Source organism: Blattabacterium cuenoti (genome assembly GCF_014251235.1).
Taxonomy (GTDB): Bacteria; Bacteroidota; Bacteroidia; order Flavobacteriales; family Blattabacteriaceae; genus Blattabacterium; species Blattabacterium cuenoti_AF.
On sequence record NZ_CP059181.1, the window covers coordinates 458173 to 478325 of the forward strand.

Annotated in this window: 14 protein-coding genes and 7 tRNA genes; 4 read left to right on the plus strand and 17 right to left on the minus strand. The window is 26.5% G+C overall.

What is annotated here, in order from left to right:
- Positions 1-13: 13 nt before the first annotated feature.
- The 8 genes from H0H78_RS02230 to ileS form a co-directional block, all read right to left on the minus strand.
- Positions 14-86: transfer RNA gene (locus H0H78_RS02230), tRNA-Trp, on the minus strand.
- Positions 87-118: 32 nt separating this feature from the next.
- Positions 119-1306: an elongation factor Tu gene (tuf, locus tag H0H78_RS02235; protein WP_185850872.1), complete on the minus strand. Its 1188-nt coding sequence runs from the start codon at positions 1304-1306 to the stop codon at positions 119-121.
- Between the two features lie 41 nt (positions 1307-1347).
- Positions 1348-1419 (minus strand) — tRNA-Thr (locus H0H78_RS02240).
- 28 nt (positions 1420-1447) lie between these two features.
- Positions 1448-1520 (minus strand) — tRNA-Gly (locus H0H78_RS02245).
- Between the two features lie 12 nt (positions 1521-1532).
- Positions 1533-1616 (minus strand) — tRNA-Tyr (locus H0H78_RS02250).
- 45 nt (positions 1617-1661) lie between these two features.
- Positions 1662-1738: transfer RNA gene (locus H0H78_RS02255), tRNA-Thr, on the minus strand.
- 118 nt (positions 1739-1856) lie between these two features.
- On the minus strand, positions 1857-2501 hold the full coding sequence (locus H0H78_RS02260) for a lipoprotein signal peptidase (protein WP_185850873.1): 645 nt from the start codon (positions 2499-2501) through the stop codon (positions 1857-1859).
- A gap of 51 nt (positions 2502-2552) precedes the next feature.
- A complete protein-coding gene (ileS, locus tag H0H78_RS02265; RefSeq protein WP_185850874.1) occupies positions 2553-6011 on the minus strand; it encodes an isoleucine--tRNA ligase in 3459 nt (1152 codons plus the stop codon).
- Positions 6012-6096: 85 nt separating this feature from the next.
- Between ileS and mutS the strand changes: the two genes are divergently transcribed.
- The 3 genes from mutS (at position 6097) to H0H78_RS02280 (ending at position 8901) form a co-directional block, all read left to right on the plus strand.
- Complete coding sequence (gene mutS / locus H0H78_RS02270) at positions 6097-8640, plus strand: DNA mismatch repair protein MutS (RefSeq protein WP_238783744.1); 2544 nt, start codon at positions 6097-6099, stop codon at positions 8638-8640.
- An 86-nt stretch (positions 8641-8726) separates the two neighbouring features.
- Positions 8727-8799, plus strand: a tRNA-Gly gene (locus H0H78_RS02275).
- 17 nt (positions 8800-8816) lie between these two features.
- Positions 8817-8901 (plus strand) — tRNA-Leu (locus H0H78_RS02280).
- 10 nt (positions 8902-8911) lie between these two features.
- Here H0H78_RS02280 and guaB read toward each other — a convergent pair.
- Complete coding sequence (gene guaB, locus H0H78_RS02285; protein WP_185850875.1) at positions 8912-10378, minus strand: IMP dehydrogenase; 1467 nt, start codon at positions 10376-10378, stop codon at positions 8912-8914.
- A gap of 224 nt (positions 10379-10602) precedes the next feature.
- Between guaB and H0H78_RS02290 the strand changes: the two genes are divergently transcribed.
- Positions 10603-10893 (plus strand): hypothetical protein, encoded by a 291-nt coding sequence (locus tag H0H78_RS02290; RefSeq protein WP_185850876.1) that lies wholly within the window; start codon positions 10603-10605, stop codon positions 10891-10893.
- Between the two features lie 70 nt (positions 10894-10963).
- On the opposite strand, the gene rplS is transcribed toward H0H78_RS02290, so the two are convergent.
- The 8 genes from rplS to H0H78_RS02330 all read right to left on the minus strand — a co-directional run bounded on the left by rplS (position 10964) and on the right by H0H78_RS02330 (position 20142).
- Positions 10964-11314 (minus strand): 50S ribosomal protein L19, encoded by a 351-nt coding sequence (rplS, locus tag H0H78_RS02295; RefSeq protein ID WP_185850877.1) that lies wholly within the window; start codon positions 11312-11314, stop codon positions 10964-10966.
- A 1-nt stretch (position 11315) separates the two neighbouring features.
- Positions 11316-12701, minus strand: coding sequence for a phosphoglucosamine mutase (glmM, locus tag H0H78_RS02300; protein ID WP_185850878.1), 1386 nt, complete (start codon positions 12699-12701; stop codon positions 11316-11318).
- Positions 12702-12976: 275 nt separating this feature from the next.
- On the minus strand, positions 12977-14461 hold the full coding sequence (gene dnaB, locus H0H78_RS02305) for a replicative DNA helicase (protein WP_185850879.1): 1485 nt from the start codon (positions 14459-14461) through the stop codon (positions 12977-12979).
- Between the two features lie 46 nt (positions 14462-14507).
- Positions 14508-15470 (minus strand): acetyl-CoA carboxylase carboxyltransferase subunit alpha, encoded by a 963-nt coding sequence (locus H0H78_RS02310; RefSeq protein WP_185850880.1) that lies wholly within the window; start codon positions 15468-15470, stop codon positions 14508-14510.
- Between the two features lies 1 nt (position 15471).
- Positions 15472-16227 carry a succinate dehydrogenase/fumarate reductase iron-sulfur subunit gene (locus H0H78_RS02315; protein ID WP_185850881.1) on the minus strand — a complete coding sequence of 252 codons (756 nt, stop codon included), beginning with the start codon at positions 16225-16227 and terminating at the stop codon, positions 15472-15474.
- Between the two features lie 12 nt (positions 16228-16239).
- Positions 16240-18294, minus strand: a complete 2055-nt coding sequence (locus H0H78_RS02320; protein ID WP_185850882.1) for a fumarate reductase/succinate dehydrogenase flavoprotein subunit — start codon at positions 18292-18294, stop codon at positions 16240-16242.
- 5 nt (positions 18295-18299) lie between these two features.
- Positions 18300-18932: a succinate dehydrogenase cytochrome b subunit gene (locus tag H0H78_RS02325; RefSeq protein ID WP_185850883.1), complete on the minus strand. Its 633-nt coding sequence runs from the start codon at positions 18930-18932 to the stop codon at positions 18300-18302.
- 49 nt (positions 18933-18981) lie between these two features.
- Entirely contained in the window at positions 18982-20142 is a 1161-nt protein-coding gene (locus H0H78_RS02330) for a cysteine desulfurase family protein (RefSeq protein ID WP_185850884.1), read from the minus strand.
- Positions 20143-20153: the final 11 nt, after the last annotated feature.

The window sequence follows — 20153 nt, forward strand, 5'->3', positions numbered from 1 at the left end:
CGAATTTTTATTGCACGGATGGTAAGAATCGAACTTACGACCTTCGGTTTTGGAGACCGATGCTCTACCAGCTGAGCTACACCCGTTCTCTTATTTTTTTCTCTTATTTAAAAAATAATTAATCCATTATTTGAATGACTTGTCCAGCTCCTACAGTTTTACCTCCCTCACGAATAGCAAAACGTAAATTTTCACTTAAAGCTACTGGCTGATGTAATTCTACTTCCATAGAAATATTATCACCAGGCATTACCATTTCTATTCCATCAGATAAATGAATCTCTCCAGTCACATCCGTAGTTCTCAAATAAAATTGAGGACGATATTTATCATGAAAAGGAGTATGTCTTCCTCCTTCTTCTTTTGTTAGAATATATACTTTAGCTTTGAACTTTTTATATGGTTTCAAAGATCCTGGTTTACCAATAACCATACCACGTCTAATGTCATTTTTTTCTATTCCACGCAATAATAAACCTACATTATCACCAGCTTGTCCTCTATCCAAAATTTTACGAAACATTTCTACTCCTGTAACAGTAGAAGATAATTTATTTTCTACCATACCAATAATATCGACAACTTCTCCTGTATTAATAATTCCACTTTCTATACGACCTGTGGCTACAGTTCCTCTTCCCGTTATAGTAAATACATCTTCTATAGGCATTAAAAATGGTTTATCCATTTCTCTAATTGGTTCTGGTATGTATTCATCCAGAACTTTCATAAGTTCTTTAATTTTTTCAATCCATTTTTTTTCCCCATTTAATGCTCCTAACGCAGAACCTTTAACAATAGGTATATTATCTCCATCGTATTCATACTTAGAAAGTAATTCTCTTATTTCCATTTCTACTAATTCTAATAATTCTGGGTCATCAACTTGATCTACTTTATTCATAAAAACAACTATTTTAGGAACACCAACTTGACGTGCTAATAAAATATGTTCTCTTGTTTGAGGCATAGGTCCATCTGTAGCAGCAACTACTAAAATAGCACCATCCATTTGAGCTGCTCCAGTTATCATATTTTTAACATAATCTGCATGTCCAGGACAATCTACATGTGCATAATGTCTGTTTATAGTTTCATATTCAACATGAGAAGTATTAATTGTTATTCCTCTAGCCTTTTCTTCAGGAGCATTATCTATTGCATCAAAACTTTTTTCTTCGGCTAATCCTATTTCTGATAAAACTTTTGTTATTGATGCAGTCAAAGTCGTTTTTCCATGATCAACGTGACCTGTTGTTCCTATATTCAAATGTGGTTTGTCACGTTTAAATTTTTCTTTTGCCATGATAATAGTTTATAAAATTTTTAATAAATCATATAAATAAAAGCCAAAGTCGGGATTTGAACCCGTGACCTCTTCCATACCAAGGAAGTGCTCTTCCTCTGAGCTACATTGGCTATTATTGGTATATTATAATAATAATAGAGCGGAAGACGGGATTCGAACCCGCGACTTTCAACTTGGAAGGCTGATGCTCTACCAACTGAGCTACTTCCGCTTTCCAAAAAAATGGGGAGAGCAGGATTCGAACCTGCGAAGGCAAAGCCAACAGATTTACAGTCTGTCCTCGTTAACCAAACTTGAGTATCTCCCCTTTTCCTTTTTATTTCTATCATCAAACCAAACAAAAACAAAGAAGAGCCGGTGGAGGGATTCGAACCCACGACCCCGAGATTACAAATCACGTGCTCTTTATACCAACTGAGCTACACCGGCAATTATATATACGAAAAAAAATAGATTCCATAATAATTTACTAACCATGAATATCAGGTATGTAGTAGTGTTTACAAATCTATAGAGATTTTTATAAATCTCAAAAAAATAATGAATTTCAAAAAATTTTTATATGTTTAATTTTTTTATTAAAAATTAATAAAAAAAGGATACCAAAGAATATTATCACATCAGAAAAATTAAATACTGGTTTAAATAATTGAAATTTACATCCACCAAAAAAAGGAAACCAATTAGGAATATTGGTATTAATTATAGGAAAATAGAACATATCAACAACACATCCTTCTAGAAAAGAAGCATATCCATTTTTATTAAAAGGATTTTGGATTTTAGATAATCCAGTATAAGGAATCCATTTATGAAATTTTTTATAGTAAATAGTCCCCTTATTAAATAATAAACCATATAAAGCACTATCTATTAAATTCCCTATAGCTCCGGATAAAATAAAAATACTAGGAATAATTAAGTAATTAGATGATTTTTTTTTAATTTTATTGCAAATAAAAATAAATAGAAAGAAAACAAAAATTAAACGAAAAATACTCAAAAGTATTTTTCCCTTATTTCCGGGAAATAGAGAAAGACCATAAGCCATCCCCGGATTTTCTACAAAAAAAATCCAAAAAAATGGAAAAATAGGAATACCGTTTCCTAACTCAAAATGAGTTTTTATATAAATTTTAAAAAATTGATCAATCAATAAGATTGAAAAAATACCTAGAAAAATTTTCTTCAAAAAATTAAGATTTTACTTATGTTATTATTTTCTATAAAAATTGAAAAATTTTTACAAATTTTTTTTTGATACTCTTTGTATAAATATATAGATCTCTTCTTCTCCAAAAGGAATTTTAATTCCTTTTCCTATTTTTTCTTCAAAAAAAAGTCTTTCAGAAAGTGTTTCCTTACAGATATGATCCTTATTATTCTGAATAAAAAATTTCATTTTTCTATTAAGAGGACTTATATAGGTTAATATTCTATCTACTATATTATATTTACTCTTTTTTCTCAACTGTTGTATAGTTCTAATTAATTCCCTTATCATATAATCCTCTCTAAGAGAATCTGTAATATTTAAGTCTAATGCTATTGTTAATTCATTATCAAATAAAATAGACCAATTTTTTATAACTTCAGTAGTTATTTTAACATCTTTTATAGAAAGAACAATTTTTTCTCCATCTATAAAAAAAGAACAATTTTTTCCTGATTCTATTTCCTGTATTTTTTTTGGAGAAAAATTTTTAATATAATCAGATATTTGATGAGTCTTATTTCCAAATTTTGGTCCAATCATTTTATAATTAGGATGAACACGTTTTATAAATTCTAAAGAATTCTGAGGAGAATCTAAAAATTCAATTTTTTTTACATTAATCTCTTTTAAAAGAATATTGGATAAGTTTTTTAATCCAATAAGTATTTTTTTCTCTTTTAAAAAAACAAGAATTTTTTGTAATGGTTGACGTATTTTTATTCCATTTTTTTTTCTAATAGAAAAAGCCATTTTTGTTATTCTTTGAACTATTATCATCAACTTTTCTAAAGTTGAATTAACCAGATTAGAATCATATCTTGGAAAAGATGACAAATGAACACTTTCAAAAGTTTCTTTTTTCGTTATTGAATTTAAATCAATATATAATTTTTCTGAAAAAAATGGAGTAATGGGAGAAATTAATTTTGATATAGTAATTAAACAGTTATAAAGTATTTGATAAGCTGATATTTTATCGTTATTATATTCTTCTTTCCAGAATCTTCTTCTGCATAATCTTATATACCAATTACTTAATTTATCTACAACAAAAGAAAATATTAAACGAGCCGCTTTAGTTGGATTATAAACAGCATAATATCCATCCACTTTTTTAATCATTGTATTTAATTCAGAAAGAATCCATACATCTAATTCTATTTTACTTTCCATGTAACAATTTTTTTCTTTATAAGAAAAATCATCTATGTTAGCATATAAAACAAAAAAAGAATAAATATTATAAAGAGTTCCAAAAAATTTCTTAATTCCTGTATCAATTTCTCTTTTGTTAAATTTTAAATTATCCCATGGTTCTGAGTTAAAAATAATATACCAACGTATAGAATCTGCACCGTAATTATCTATTAAAGAAATAGGATCAATAGTATTTCCTTTACTCTTAGACATTTTTTGTCCTTTTTCATCTAAAACAAGGCCTGTTGATACTACATTTTTATATGCAATAGAATTAAATAATATAGAACTGATAGCATGCAATGTAAAAAACCATCCTCTTGTCTGATCTATTCCTTCTGCAATAAAATCTGCAGGAAAAAATATATTATTATCTATCAACTTTTTATTTTCAAAAGGATAATGAAATTGAGCATAAGGCATTGATCCTGAATCAAACCATACATCTATTAAATCTGGTTCTCTCATCATAGGTTTTCCACTAGAGGAAACCAATATAATTTGATCCAAAAAATGTTTATGTAGATCTAATTGATCATAATTTTTATTTTCCATATCATTTGGAACAAAATTTTTTAATAAATGAATAGACATAAAACCATGTTTAATAGACTTATTTATTTCTACAAACAATTCCTGAATAGATCCTATAATTAATTCTTCTTTTCCATTTTTAGTCCTCCAAATAGGTAAAGGAGTCCCCCAATATCTAGAACGTGATAAATTCCAATCTTTTAAATTATTTAACCATGATTCAAAACGTTTTTTTCCTACATTTTTAGGAAACCAATTAATTTTTTTGTTTAAAAAAACCATCTTATCTTTCATCTTTTTTGTATTTATAAACCATGAATCTAAAGGATAATAAATAATTGGTTTTTCTGTTCTCCAACAGTGTGGATAAAAATGTGTATATTTTTCTACTTTAAAAATCTTATTTTCTTTATTAAGAAATGTAACTAAATCTTGATCTACGGATCTATTTTTCGTATTTTTTTCTTCAAAACTGTTCTTAATATATCTACCACCAAATTGATGAGGATAAGATTTTAAAAATCGACCTTGAACATCTACTAATGGAATAGGTCTCTTATCCTGATTTAGAATTAACATAGATGGAATATTATATTTTTTTGCTAATTTTAAATCTTCTATTCCAAAAGTAGGAGCAATATGAACAATACCTGTCCCTTCCTTTGTATTAACATATTCATCTCCTTCTATTATTTGAAAAGCTCTTTCCTTATTTTTATAAGGTTTAAACCATGAAATTAATTGTTCATATCGACTTTTAACTAAATCTTTTCCTTTAATTATACCTATGACGAAATAAGGAATTTTATCTTCTTTTACTTTTACTTTAAAATTATAAAAATCAAAATAATTTGATACAGAATAAAATTTATTAGGTTGTAATATCTTATGAATTAATTTTCTAGCAAAAAGAATATATTCTATTAAATAAGAAGAAGAAAAAAAATTATAAATTTTAACTAAAACATAGTCTATATTCGATCCAATAGCTAAAGCTGTATTAGATGGAAGAGTCCAAGGCGTTGTTGTCCAAGATAACAAAAATAAATTACTTGTTTCTTCTAACAATTCCTGAATTTTTTTTGACAAAGTTTCTTTTTTTACTTTAAATTTTAAAATAGGAGAAATCTGTTCTATTTTTTTATAAGCTCCAGGCATGTTTAACTCATGATGACTTAATCCTGTTCCTGCTGCTGGAGAATAAGGTTGAATAGTATAATCTTTGTACAAAATCTTTTTTTGATAAAGTTTTTTAATCAACCACCATACACTTTCTATATATTTTGTTTTATATGTAATAAAAGAATTCTCCATATCTATCCAATAACCTATCTTATCTGTAAACTCTATCCATTCTTTCATTGATTCTTGAACAAAAGAAAAACAAATTTTGTTATAATCTTTTACACTAATATTTTTCCCTATATCATTCTTAGTTATTCCTAGTTTTTTTTCCACATTGATTTCTATAGGTAAACCGTGAGTATCCCATCCAGCTTTTCTAATCACTTTTTTACCTTTTAATGTATGATATCTTCCGAAAATATCTTTTATAGTTCTTGCTACTATATGATGTAACCCTGGCTTTCCATTCAAAGAAGGAGGACCTTCATATAAGGTATATATGGATATATTTTTATTTTTTTTAGATTGAAAACTTTTTTTAAGAATTTTATTTCTTTTCCAGTATTGATAAATTTCTTTATCTATTTCATTAAGATTCAATGTTTTATATTCTAAAAATTTTATTGACATATTTCAAAAAAAATTTTATCTATTTATTAATAAAACTTTATTTTCATAAAATACCATATTTTACTTTTTTTTCTATCCATAAAACATGATAAATAAAAATAAAAATTCTCATTCAAAAAATGAAGAAACACCATTATTAAAACAATATAATAATATAAAAAACAAATATCCGGATACTATTTTATTATTTCAAGTAGGTGATTTTTATGAAATATTTGGAGATGATGCTGTTAAATGTTCTAAAATACTAGATATAGTTTTAACTAAACGTTCAAATACAATCCATTTAGCTGGTTTTCCTTATCACTCGTTAAATAATTATTTGCCAAAATTAGTAAAATCAGGATGCAGAGTTGCTATTTGTGATCAATTAGAAGAAGCTAAAAAAGGAGGAAAAAATATTGTAAAAAGAGGTGTTATAGAATTAGTTACTCCAGGAATCACTATAAATGAAAGTATTTTACATACTAAATCAAATAATTTTTTGGCTTCTATTTATATAGAAAAAGAAAACTTTGGTTTAAGTTTTTTAGATATTTCCACAGGTGATTTTTTTGTTGTAGAAGATAGAAAAAAAAACATATTGCATTATTTAAAACACTTTAACCCAAGTGAAATTCTTTTTCGTAGAAAAGAAAAAAAATTTTTTGAAAAAATTTTTAAAGAAAAATATTATTCTTTTTTAATGGAAGATTGGATGTTTAATTATTCATACACATATGAAAAATTGATTTCTCATTTTCAGACAAGTTCATTAAAAGGTTTTGGAATAGAAGATTTGAAATTAGGAATCATAGCTTCTGGAGTTATCTTAAGTTATTTATATGAAACAAAACATCATAATATAAAACATATTTCTAGTATCAAAAAAATAAAAAAAGAAGAACACATGTGGATTGATGATTTTACTTTTAAAAATCTAGAAATATTTCATGGTTTAAATAAAAAGGGAGTTACTCTAATAAATATTATTGATAAAACAATAACCCCAATGGGTTGTAGATTATTAAAACATTGGATTTATTTTCCTCTTATTCATATTCATTCTATAAAAAAACGTCATAAAATAGTAGAAGAATTTCTCTCTAATTTTTTTAATCGTTGTTTACTGAAAAAAAAATTAAAAAAAATATATGATATAGAAAGAATTATTTCTAAAATAGCTATTGGAAAAATTACTCCACGTGAAATTTTCACATTACAAAAATCTTTAGAAGCTATTCATGAAATAAGAAAAATTTTACTAATACAAAAATCTAATAATTTATTGGAGATAGGAAAAAAACTTCACAATTGTTTAATTATATCTAATATAATAAAAAAGACTATACATTATGATCCTCCACATCAAATTGATAAAGGTAATATTATTGCAAAAGGATTCTCTAAAGAATTGGATAAAATTCGTCATATATGTTCATCAAAAAAAGAGTATTTAGATAAACTTTGTTCCAAAGAACAAACAAAAACAGGTATATCCAATTTAAAAATTGGATATAACAATATTTTTGGTTATTTCTTCGAAATTAAAAAATCTAAAAAAAAACAAATTCCATCCAATTGGATAAAGAAGCAAACATTAACTAATTCTGAACGATATATCAATGAAGAATTAAAAAATTATGAGGTGCAAATTTTAAATTCTGAACAAAAAATTTTTTCTCTAGAAAAAGAATTATTTCACAACTTAATTCATCAATTATTGAATTATATCAAATTTTTACAACAAAATGCAAAAATAATAGCGGAAATAGATGTTCTTCTTTCTTTTTCTATTTCCGCTTCAGAAAATAATTATGTTAAACCAGATATCAATCATTCCTTTGAATTACATATAAAGGAAGGAAGACACCCAGTTATTGAAAGACAATTCATTTCTAAATCATCATACATTCCAAATGATATTATATTAAATAAATATGATCAACAAATAATGATAATAACAGGACCAAACATGTCTGGAAAATCAGCTATCTTACGTCAAACTGCAATTATCATATTAATGTCCCATATTGGAAGTTTTGTTCCTGCTAAATCTGCAAAAATTTGTTTAATAGATAAGATATTTAGCAGAATAGGGGCTTATGATAATATTTCTCTAGGGGAATCTACATTTATGGTAGAAATGAATGAAACAGCAAATATATTAAATAATATATCTCAAAGAAGTTTTATCATACTAGACGAAATAGGAAGAGGAACAAGTACATATGATGGTATATCTATAGCTTGGGCTATTACAGAATTTTTACATGAAAATTCTTTTAAACCTTTAGCATTGTTTGCTACTCATTATCATGAATTAAATGAAATGAATTTGTTTTATAATAGAATAAAAAACTTTCATCTTTTTATAAAAGAAAAAAATGAAAATATACTTTTTATGAGAAAACTTGTAAGTGGAGGATGTAAACACAGTTTTGGAATTCATGTAGCAAAAATTTCAGGTATGCCTATAAAAATAATTCATAGAGCTTTAAAATTATTAAAATTATTAGATAGTAAAAATAAAATTTTTGAAAAAAAAGAAAAACCTAAAAAAAATTTTTTTCACATGTTTTCTATTATAAAGAAAAAATTTATTAATAGAATAATTAATTCTTTTTATAAAGAACATTCTGAAAAATAAAATTTTTGATATTAAAGTATATATATTTAACTTTCTAGTATTTTACTTTATAAGTACTAAATTCTATTTAAATTAGATTTATTATTGCGAGAATAGCTCAGTTGGTAGAGTACGACCTTGCCAAGGTCGAGGTCGCGGGTTCGAATCCCGTTTCTCGCTTTTTAAATTTTTTAAAAATCCGGGTGGTGGAACTGGTAGACACACAGGACTTAAAATCCTGTGATCTTTAAGATCGTACGGGTTCAAATCCCGTCCCGGGTATTCTTTTTTTTTATGAATCATAATTAAAATAATTAGTAGATTCTTTAGTAATACTTACACTATGTGGATGGTTTTCTTTTAATCCGGAATTAGTTATTCTTACAAATTTTCCATTTTTCATTAATTCTTGAATAGAGGAAACTCCACAGTAACCCATACCTGAACGTATTCCTCCACATACTTGATAAATAACGTCTTTCATTTTTCCTTTGTAAGGAACTCTAGCCTCTATTCCTTCTGGTACCGTTTTTTCGTTAAATTGAAAATAACGATCTTTGCTTCCTCTTTTCATAGCAACTAAAGATCCCATTCCTACATAAGTTTTAAATTTTCTTCCCTGAAAAATAATTTCTTCTCCCGGAGCTTCTTCTGTACCGGCGAATAAACTTCCAATCATGACACAACTAGCTCCGGCTGCTATAGCTTTTACTACATCACCTGAATATCTAATTCCACCATCGGAAATAACATTTACATTTTTAGTCTTAGCATACTCATATACATCATTTATAGCTGTTATTTGAGGCATTCCTACTCCAGCTATTACTCTTGTTGTACAAATAGAACCAGATCCTATTCCTACTTTTAAAATATTAGATCCAGCATCTATTAAATCTTTTGCTGCTTTCATAGTAACTATATTTCCAGCTAATAATACAATTTTAGGAAAAAAACTTTTAATGGTTTTTATCATTTTTAATACACTCATAGTATGCCCATGTGCTGAATCTATAGAAATTAAATCTGCTCCTACTTTTACTAAAGATTCAACTCTTTCCAAGGTATTTTTGTCTATTCCTATTGCTGCTCCTACACGAAGACGTCCTCTATCATCTTTACATGCATTTGGATACTCTATTAGGTTATCTATATCTCTAATGGTTATTAAACCTACAAGTCTCTTAAAATTATCTATAATAGGTAATTTTTCTATTCTTTCTTTTAATAAAATTTTTTTCGCTTCTTCCAGTGTTATATCTTTTTTAGATGTGATTAATTTCTCTTTTGTCATCACATTCTCAACTGAGGTTTCTAAATCTAAACGATATTTAATATCTCTATTCGTTATAATTCCTACTAAAGTTTTATCTTCTTCTATAACAGGAAGTCCAGAAATATGATATTTTTTCATAAGATATTGAGCATCTCTAAGTGTAGAACACCTAGATAATGTAATAGGATCATCTATCATTCCACTTTCACTCCTTTTAACTTTATAAAGTTCTTCAGATTGATCTTTTATATTCATATTTTTATGAATAATCCCCATTCCTCCTTCTCTAGCTATGGAAATAGCTAGAGAAGATTCTGTTACAGTATCCATTGCCGCACTGATTATAGGTATATTTAACGTAATTTCCGATGTAAGAAATGTATTAAGAGAAACATCTGATGGTATAACAGAAGAAAAAGAAGGAACAAGTAAAACATCATCAAAAGTTAAAGCTTCTTTTATAATTTTTTTATTTAAAGACATATTATTAAATTTTTTATATAAAAATATAAATGAATTTTTATTTGTAGAAATAGATAAAAAAATTATAACATCCTTATTATCAAAATAAAATATACATAATCAAATAAAAGATAAATATATTTATCTTCTATAAACAATCAAAAATCCGATAATAATATATTTTTTCATTCCGAATTTTTATATAAATTTGTTCAGAATATGTTATAACTGAAATACTATTGATTATGATGAAAAAATTAAGAATCACAGTCACCACTATTTTTTTAGCAATATTTTTATTAACAAGTAGTTGTAATAACAAATCTAAAAACGAAAATAGCTCTCCTTCTACAGAAGAAGAAAAAGCAGCAAATAGCAATGAAAATCAATCAAATTCAACGACGGATACTCCTCCTTCATCTGCTGCTAATACACCTAATGAGGAAGACTCTTCAAATTCAAAAAATGAGGATTCTACGTCTTCTAAAGAGAAGGATAATAAGGTGAATACAGAAGAAAATGACAAAAAACAATAAATTTTTATTGAAAAACAAAAAAATAAGCAAGAATGATGAATTATCTCAATCTTGCTTATTCTAATTTTTTTTAAAGACTTTTAACTCTAGCCTTTTTTCCTTTAAATAATCGAAAATAATAAATTTTCGATCTTCGAACTTTTCCTTTTTTATTTACTATTATTTTTTTTAAATTAGGTTGATTAAAAATAAATATACGCTCCACTCCTATTTCTCCACTCATTTTTCGAACAGTAAAAGTTTTAGTTAAACCTTTTCCTTTTTTTTTTATAACTATTCCTTTAAAAGATTGTACTCTTTTTTTTTCTCCTTCTCTAATTTCAAAGAAAATAGTGATAGAATCCCCAGATTTAAATGGTGGAAAATGATTTTTTTTTATATATTTTTTTTCTATACTTTCTATTAAATTTTTTTCTGACATATTAATTATTATTTTTTAATTCATATAGAATTTTTTTTGTCAGTAAATTTAACCTCTTTTTTGAAAAGCTTTCTATATGTAATCGAATGATATTTTCAGTATTGGATTTTCTAATATGTATCCATTCATTATTTAGAAAAAATATTTTAATTCCATCTTCTAAGTTCATATCCTCTCTTTTATATTTATTTTTTATTTTTTCCAAAATTTTTTCTATTTCTTGATTAGAAGAAAATTTAATTTTCTTTTTTGACATAACATAATTAGGATATTTCTTTTTTAATTCAGTTAAAGAAATTTTAGAAAATTTAGCTAAATAAGTTAAAAATAAAGCAATCCCAACTAAGGCATCTCTTCCGTAACGTAAATCTGGATATATGATTCCTCCATTTCCTTCTCCTCCGAATATAGCATGAACTTCCTTCATTTTTTTCACGACATGAACTTCCCCAACGGATGTAGAATAATAAGAAGCTCCTATTTTATTAGATAAATCTCTTAAAGCATTAGATGATGAAAAAGTAGAAACAATAGGTCCTATTTTATTTTTTAAAATATAATCGGCAATAGATACTATTGTATATTCTTCTCCAAAAAATCTTCCATTTTCACAAATAAAAACAACTCTATCTACATCAGGATCAACGGAAATTCCTAAATCGGCTTTTACTTCCGGTACTCTCTTACAAATTTCTTTTAAATTTTTTTCAATAGGTTCTGGATTATGAGTAAAATCACCATTTGGATCACAATACATTTTCATTACATCTTTCACTCCCAATGATTTTAAAAGAAGAGGAATAGCAATCCCTCCAGTAGAATTAATCCCATCTACAACTATTTTGAATCTAGCTTTTTGAATAATATTTTTATCTACTAAAGGTAAAGTTAAAATCAACTCTATATGCTTCAAAATATAATTTTCTTTATATATAGAATTTCCGATTTTTCTAAAAGGAACAAAATGAAAATATTTTTTATCTACTATAGAAGAAAATTTTTTAAAATCTTTTTCAGATAAAAATTCTCCTTTAGAATTAAACATTTTTAATCCATTCCAACTCTTTGGATTATGACTTGCTGTTAACATTATTCCACCATCGGCTTTCTCATTTAGAATAGCTATTCCAACAGTTGGTGTCGTAGATAATCCAATATCAATTACATTAACTCCAAGACTTTGAAAAGTAATAATCAAAAATTTTTGAAAAATAGAGGATGATATACGTCCATCTCTTCCTAAGATAACTGTATACTTCTTTTTTTTATATTTTCTTTTCATCCAAGAAACATATCCTGCTGAAAATTTTATAATTTCTATAGGAGAAAAACCATCCCTTCCTCCTAAAGTCCCTCTTATTCCAGATAAAGATTTTACAAGTATCAAAAATTAATTGGATTTTATATAAAAAAAATTAATTTTTCGAATCACTCAAATTTTATTTGAGCGTTTTTTTTTAAATAAAAAAAGAAAAAAAATAATACAAAAACATATTAATAATAATTAAATGAATTAACAATATTGATATAATGTCCAGACTCTTTTAAAAGTCTCATTTTATTTAATGATAAACAATCTGTTTTTTAACAAAAAAAAACAGAAATAGTTCTGTAACAAAGATAAATAAAACTATTTAAAATACAAACCGTTACTTAATAAAATTAATAATTTTCATCTTTTTTATCTTTAAAGAAATTTTTTTCATAATCTTCCTCCCATTCTAAAGAAGGTTTTTTCTTTTTATCAAGATCTATAAACTTTGCCTGATTACTTATAAACTCCAATCTAAATTTACCTAAACTTCCATTTCTATGTTTAGAAACTATAATTTCTGCTTGACCATAACAAGATTCATTATCTTCTGTATCCCAGTTATTAAATCCATAATATTCAGGTCTATAAAGAAACAAAACAATATCTGCATCTTGTTCTATCGCTCCAGACTCTCGTAAATCAGATAATAACGGTCTTTTGCTTCCTCCTCTTGTTTCTACTGCTCTAGATAATTGAGATAACACTATTATAGGTACATCTAATTCTTTAGCTATAGATTTTAAACTACGAGAAATAATGGATATTTCTTGTTCTCTATTAATCAATTTTGTTCCAAGATTACCATGAGTCCCCATTAATTGCATATAATCTATCATAATTATCTTCACTCCGTGTTGTGATATAAAACGACGACATTTAGCTCTTAAATTAAAAATGGATAAAGAAGGAGTATCATCTATAAACAATGGAAGACTTTTTAAATTATTGGTTTTATCTATTAATATTTTCCAATCTAAATCAGTAAGTCCTCCAACCCTCAATTTTTCTGATGGAATTCCAGTTTCCGAAGACATTAATTTAGTTATTAATTGTATAGACGACATTTCTAATGAAAAAACAACAACAGGTACTTTTTGTTTAACAACTATATTTCTAACCATAGATAACATAAAAGTTGTTTTTCCCATTCCAGGTCTAGAAGCAAGTACAATCAAATCTGAATTTTGCCATCCTGATATCAATTTATCCATTTTACAAAAACCAGAAGGAATTCCACTCATTCCTTTTTTATCTACCTCTTTTATTCTATTTAGGGCTCTAACTATAATAGATTGAGTTGTTTCATATTTTTTCGTTCTTAAATATTTTTGACTTATTTCAAAAATACTAGACTCTGCTTTATCTAGAAGCTCAAAAACATCGGTACTTTCATCATAACAATTTTCTATAATATCTGATGATATACTTATCAATTTTCTTAAAATAAATTTTTGTTGTACTATACGACTATGATATTCTATATGTGCAGAAGAGACAACTTTTTGTGTTAATTTTATAAGATACAATTCTCCACCAGCCATTTCTAATTTTCCAACTTTACGAAGTTGACTAGATATAGTATAAAGATCAACAGGTTTAGAATTATGATATAAATATTGAACAGAACGAAATATTTCTTGATGTTCTTTCTTATAAAAAACTTCAGGAAAAAGGATGTCTATCACTTCATCTAATCCCTTTTTATCTATCATAATAGAACCTATTATAGCTTCTTCCAAATCTAATGCTTGAGGTGGAATTTTAACGTTTTCTAAATCAGAAGAAAATTTTCCGTTTCTGTTATTTGGAATTAAATGATTTGTTTCTCTCATACAATTTCTTATTCATAATAGAGTGAGTGATTAACTTTATTATCTATTAAAAGCTATCATTAAAAAAACCTATAGCAATATACTTATTTTTTCTATCTATAATAAGTTCTTCTTCTCTTATAGATGATAATTCTTTATAATACGTTATTACTTTTTTTTTAATAATTTGATAAGCTTTTTCTGGACAAAAATGAGCTCCACCTAAAGGTTCTTTAATAACCTCATCTACAAGATTTAACTGATACATATCCTCTGCCGTTAATTTTAACGATTCTGCTGATTTTTCTTTATTTTTCCAATTTCCCCAAAGAATAGTAGAACAACTTTCAGGTGAAATAACAGAATACCAAGAATTTTCCATCATAGAAACTTTATCTCCTATACCAATACCTAAAGCACCTCCACTAGCCCCCTCTCCTATAATGAGGACTATAATAGGAACTTTAATAGACATCATTTCATAAATATTTTTTCCAATAGCTTCTCCTTGACCTCGTTCTTCTGCTTCTATTCCTGGAAATGCTCCTGGAGTATCAACAAAAGAAACTATCGGTTTACGAAATTTTTCTGCTAATTTCATAAGACGTAAAGCTTTTCTATATCCTTCAGGATTAGGCATACCAAATCTTCTATATTGTCTATCCTTCGTATTTTTACCTTTTTGTGTACCTATAAACATAAATGTATTTTTTCCTATTTTTCCAAATCCACCCACTATAGCTTTATCATCTCCAATATAACGATCTCCATGAAGCTCAATAAAAGAATTTTTTTCTGTAATAGAATAAATATAATCTAAAGTATAAGGTCTATTTGGATGTCTAGATAATTGAACTCTTTGCCAAGGTGTAAGTTTACTATGTAATTTCTTAATAGTCACTTCCAATTTACGTTTCAATTGAAAACAAACTTCTTTCATATCTATACCACTCTTTTTTTCTATCATCAAACAATTGATATATTGATCATATATTTCTTGTATAGGTTTTTCAAAATCCAAATACTCCATATTAAAAAAAAGATTGAATATACTCTTTATTCATAAAAGAAATATGTTCTGTTGATATTCCTTTTGGACAGTCTATTTCACAGGATTGTGTATTAGTACAATTACCAAAACCTTCTTCATCCATTTTTTTTACCATATTTAATACACGTTGTTTTCTTTCTATTTTACCTTGTGGTAATAAAGAAAATTGAGCTATTTTAGCTGAAACAAACAACATAGCAGATCTATTTTTACATGCAGCAACACATGCTCCACAACCTATACATATAGCAGCATCAAAAGCTTTATCAGCTTTATCTTTCGGAATAGGAATTAGATTTCCATCTATAGTTTTTCCAAATGTATTTACAGAAATAAATCCTCCAGATATAATGATTCTATCCAAAGAAGATCTATCAACTACAAGATCCTTAATAACAGGAAAAGGTTTGGCCCTCCATGGTTCTATATATATTACTTCTCCATTATTAAAATGACGCATATGTAATTGACAAGTAGTAACTAAATTTTCAGGACCATGAGGTCTTCCATTAATATATAAAGAACACATACCACAAATACCTTCACGACAATCATGATCGAAAGAAATAGGAATTTCTTCTCTTTTAGATAAAATTTGATTGTTTAATAAATCTAACATTTCTAAAAAAGAACTATCTGGAGATATATTATAAACTTTGTAAGTTTTAAATTTTCCCGTATTTTCAAAACATCCTTGTCTCCAAATTTTCAATACAAAATTAAGTGAACTTTTCATGATGATATTTTTTCATTTATAAGAACGTGATTGTACTTTAACAAAGTTAAAAGTTAACTTTTCTTTATGATGGATCTCTTCACTAATTGATTTTTCCTCTTTATATTCCCATAAAGAAACATGTTTATAATGATTATCATTACGAATTGCTTCCCCCTCTATTGTCTTATATTCATCTCTAAAATGACTTCCACAAGATTCTTTTCTATTTAATGCATCTATAGCTATCAGTTCTCCTAATTCTAGAAAATCAGCAACACGTCCTGCTTTTTCTAGTTCTGAATTAAATTCACTATCCTTTATAATATTTCCTGGAATAAAAACATTGTTCCAAAAATCATTACGGAGTTCTTGTATCTTTTTTATAGCTTTATTCAATCCATTTTTATCTCTACTCATTCCAACATATTTCCACATAATATTTCCAAGTTTTTTATGGAAAAAATCAACAGATATTTTACCATGATTAGAAAATAATTTCTGAATTCTTTCTCTTACTTTTTTTTCCGACTTATGAAATTCCTGATGTTTTACAGATACAATATCTTTTTTACCTCTTTTTATATATCTAGATAGATAATCTGCTATAGTATATGGAAGAATAAAATAACCATCAGCTAAACCTTGCATTAATGCAGATGCTCCTAGACGATTAGCTCCATGATCAGAAAAGTTCGCTTCTCCTATAACATAACAACCTTTTACAGAAGACATTAAATTATAATCTACCCATAAACCTCCCATAGTATAATGAATAGCAGGATAAATTTTCATAGGTGTTTCATATGGATTTCTATTTGTAATTTTTTCATACATATGAAATAAATTACCATATTTAGAATCTATAACCTCTTTACCATATTTCATAATAATTATATGGCTAGATTTTTTTATTCCAACTTCATGTAATTTTTCTTTTCCATATTTTTCTATAGAAGTGTTAAAATCTAAAAAAACACCTTCTTTATTTTCATTATTTTCTATCCCAAAACCTTTATCACAACGTTCTTTTGCTGCTCTTGATGCTACATCTCTTGGAACTAGATTTCCAAATGAAGGATATCTCCTTTCAAGATAATAATCTCTTTCTTCTTCTTTTATATCTTCAGCTTGTTTCTTTCCTTCTCGTATAAGAATAGCATCTTCTATCTTTTTTGGAACCCATATCCGACCATCATTTCTCAAAGACTCTGACATTAATGTTAATTTAGATTGAAAATCTCCATGTATAGGAATACAGGTAGGATGTATTTGAGTAAAACAAGGATTTGCAAAAAAACCTCCTTTTTTATGAACTCTCCATATAGCACTAGCGTTTGATCCCATAGCGTTAGTTGATAAAAAAAATACATTTCCATATCCACCAGAAGCTATTATTATAGCATGTGCAACATGACGTTTTATTTCTCCAGAAATAAGATTCCTAGATATTATTCCTCTAGCTTCTCCATCTATAATTACTAAATCTAACATTTCATGACGGTTATACATTTTTATTTTACCTTTTCCTATTTGTCTTGACATAGCGGAATAACAAGCGAGCAATAACTGTTGTCCAGTTTGTCCTTTGGCATAAAAAGTTCTTGATACTTTTGTTCCACCAAAAGATCTGTTTTCAAGATAACCAGCATAGTCACGAGCAAATGGAACACCTTGAGCTACGCATTGATCTATAATATTGGAAGATATTTCAGCTAAACGATATACATTCGCTTCACGAGATCTATAATCTCCTCCTTTTATGGTATCATAAAAAAGTTGATAGATAGAATCATTATCTCCTTTGTAATTTTTAGCAGCATTAATCCCACCTTGAGCCGCAACAGAATGAGCTCTTCTGGGAGAATCTTGAAAACAAAAAACTTTCACTTGATATCCTAGTTCAGCTAAACTAGATGAAGCAGATGCTCCAGAAAGGCCTGTTCCAATTACAATAATCTCTAGATTAGATCTATTATTAGGAGAAATTAAATCCAAATTAGATTTATGATGTCTCCATTTATCACTTAATGGACCATTTGGTATTTTTGAATCTAATTTCAAATAATTATTATTTTGATTACACATAAAAATTAATGAAAAAAAAACCAGATAGCAATAATGCAAAAACCAAAACAAACAAACCAAAAATAAAAAAAACCTAACTTACGTATCCAAAATAATCTTTTTTTATTGGAAAGGCCTATTGATTGAAAAGAGGATTGAAAACCATGATTTAAATGAAAGCCTAAAACAAAAAAAGAAAAGACATATATAAATGTATATATAGGATTTTTAAACAAAGATATAACTAAAACATAATCTGAAACATGTTTATATTTCATAGGAATCATGAAGTTCATTAAATGAATAATTAAAAAACAAAGGATTAAAAATCCTGTATAAATCATTGTTCTGCTTCCGAAAGAAGAAGTCGTATTTTTGATAGCGTAATCAATATTTCCCTTTGATTTATTATTCCTTATGTGTAATAAAAATCCAAATATTATATGAATAATAAATCCTGAAGCAAGAACATACTCTAATATTTTCACTAAAATATTCCTCCTCATAAAAGACACTGCATTATTAAATGATTCTTCTCCATAAAAAAGACAAAGATTTACACTTAAATGTAATAACAAAAATGACATAAGGAAAATTCCTGTAACAGCCATAATTGTTTTTTTACCAATAGAAGATTTAATAAATCTAGAATGAATCATCTATTAATTTTTGTATCTTTATCAAAGATATTTTTTTTTTGAAAAATTATCAATTTTTTATTTTTTTAAGAGCATCTATTAACATATTTATATCTTTTTTTTCATTAAAAATACCAAAAGAAATTCTTACAGGAGTTACTTTTTTTAACAAAAATTTATCTTTTGTTATCTCCTTAATTACATGAGATATCTCTTTTAAATTATTAGAATGACATGAACTTCCTTTGGAGATAGCAATACCCATTAGATCTAAATGAAAATAAAATAGATGATCCTTTTTAGGAAAAAAAAAATTTAGGATATTAGGAAGGCTTTGATCCATAGAATCAGATAATCCATTAAAAATTATGCTTGGTATAATTTTTTTCAATTCTGAAATACAATAAGTTTTTAAATTTCTTATTTTTTTCTTATAATTTTGAAAATTATCACAAGATAAACGTAAAGCTTCCGACATCCCTGCAATTCCATAAATATTTTCCGTACCTGAACGAAAACCGAATTCGTGACTACCTTTTCTTATTAAGAATAATTTTATTTTTTTCATTACCTTTTTTCTAATAAAAATAAAACCAATTCCTTTAGGACCATAGAATTTATGTGCACTAGCAGTAGCAAAATCAAAAGGTGATTTTTCCATGTTAAAAGAATAATTTCCAATAACTTGAATTGTATCCGAATGAAAATATGCATTATATCTTTTACAAAGAAACCCTACTTTATCAATATCTAATAAATTTCCTATTTCATTATTAGCATACATTAGACTAACAAGCTTTTTTTTTGAATAATTTCTTTTCAATATCATTTCAAGATGATTTAAATCTATAACCCCTTTTTCTTGTATTCGAACTAATTCTAAATTAACTATATCCCTGTTTACAAACTCTAAAACGGTTTTCAATATAGATTCATGTTCTAAAGGAGAGGTTATAATATTATGAATATTCAAGTTTATAATAGAATATTTCAAAACAATATAATTAGCTTCTGTTCCACCAGAAGTGAAAATAATTTCTGATGGATATGCATTTATATTTTTTGCTATTTTTATTCTAGATTCTTCTATTATAGAACGAGCTTCTCTTCCATAACTATGTTGTACAGAAGATGGATTTCCAAATGAATTTTTTAATGTTTTCAGCATTACTTTTATTACTTCATTTCTTACAGGAGTAGTAGATGCATTATCTAAATAAGCTCTTTTCATAAAAGATAAAA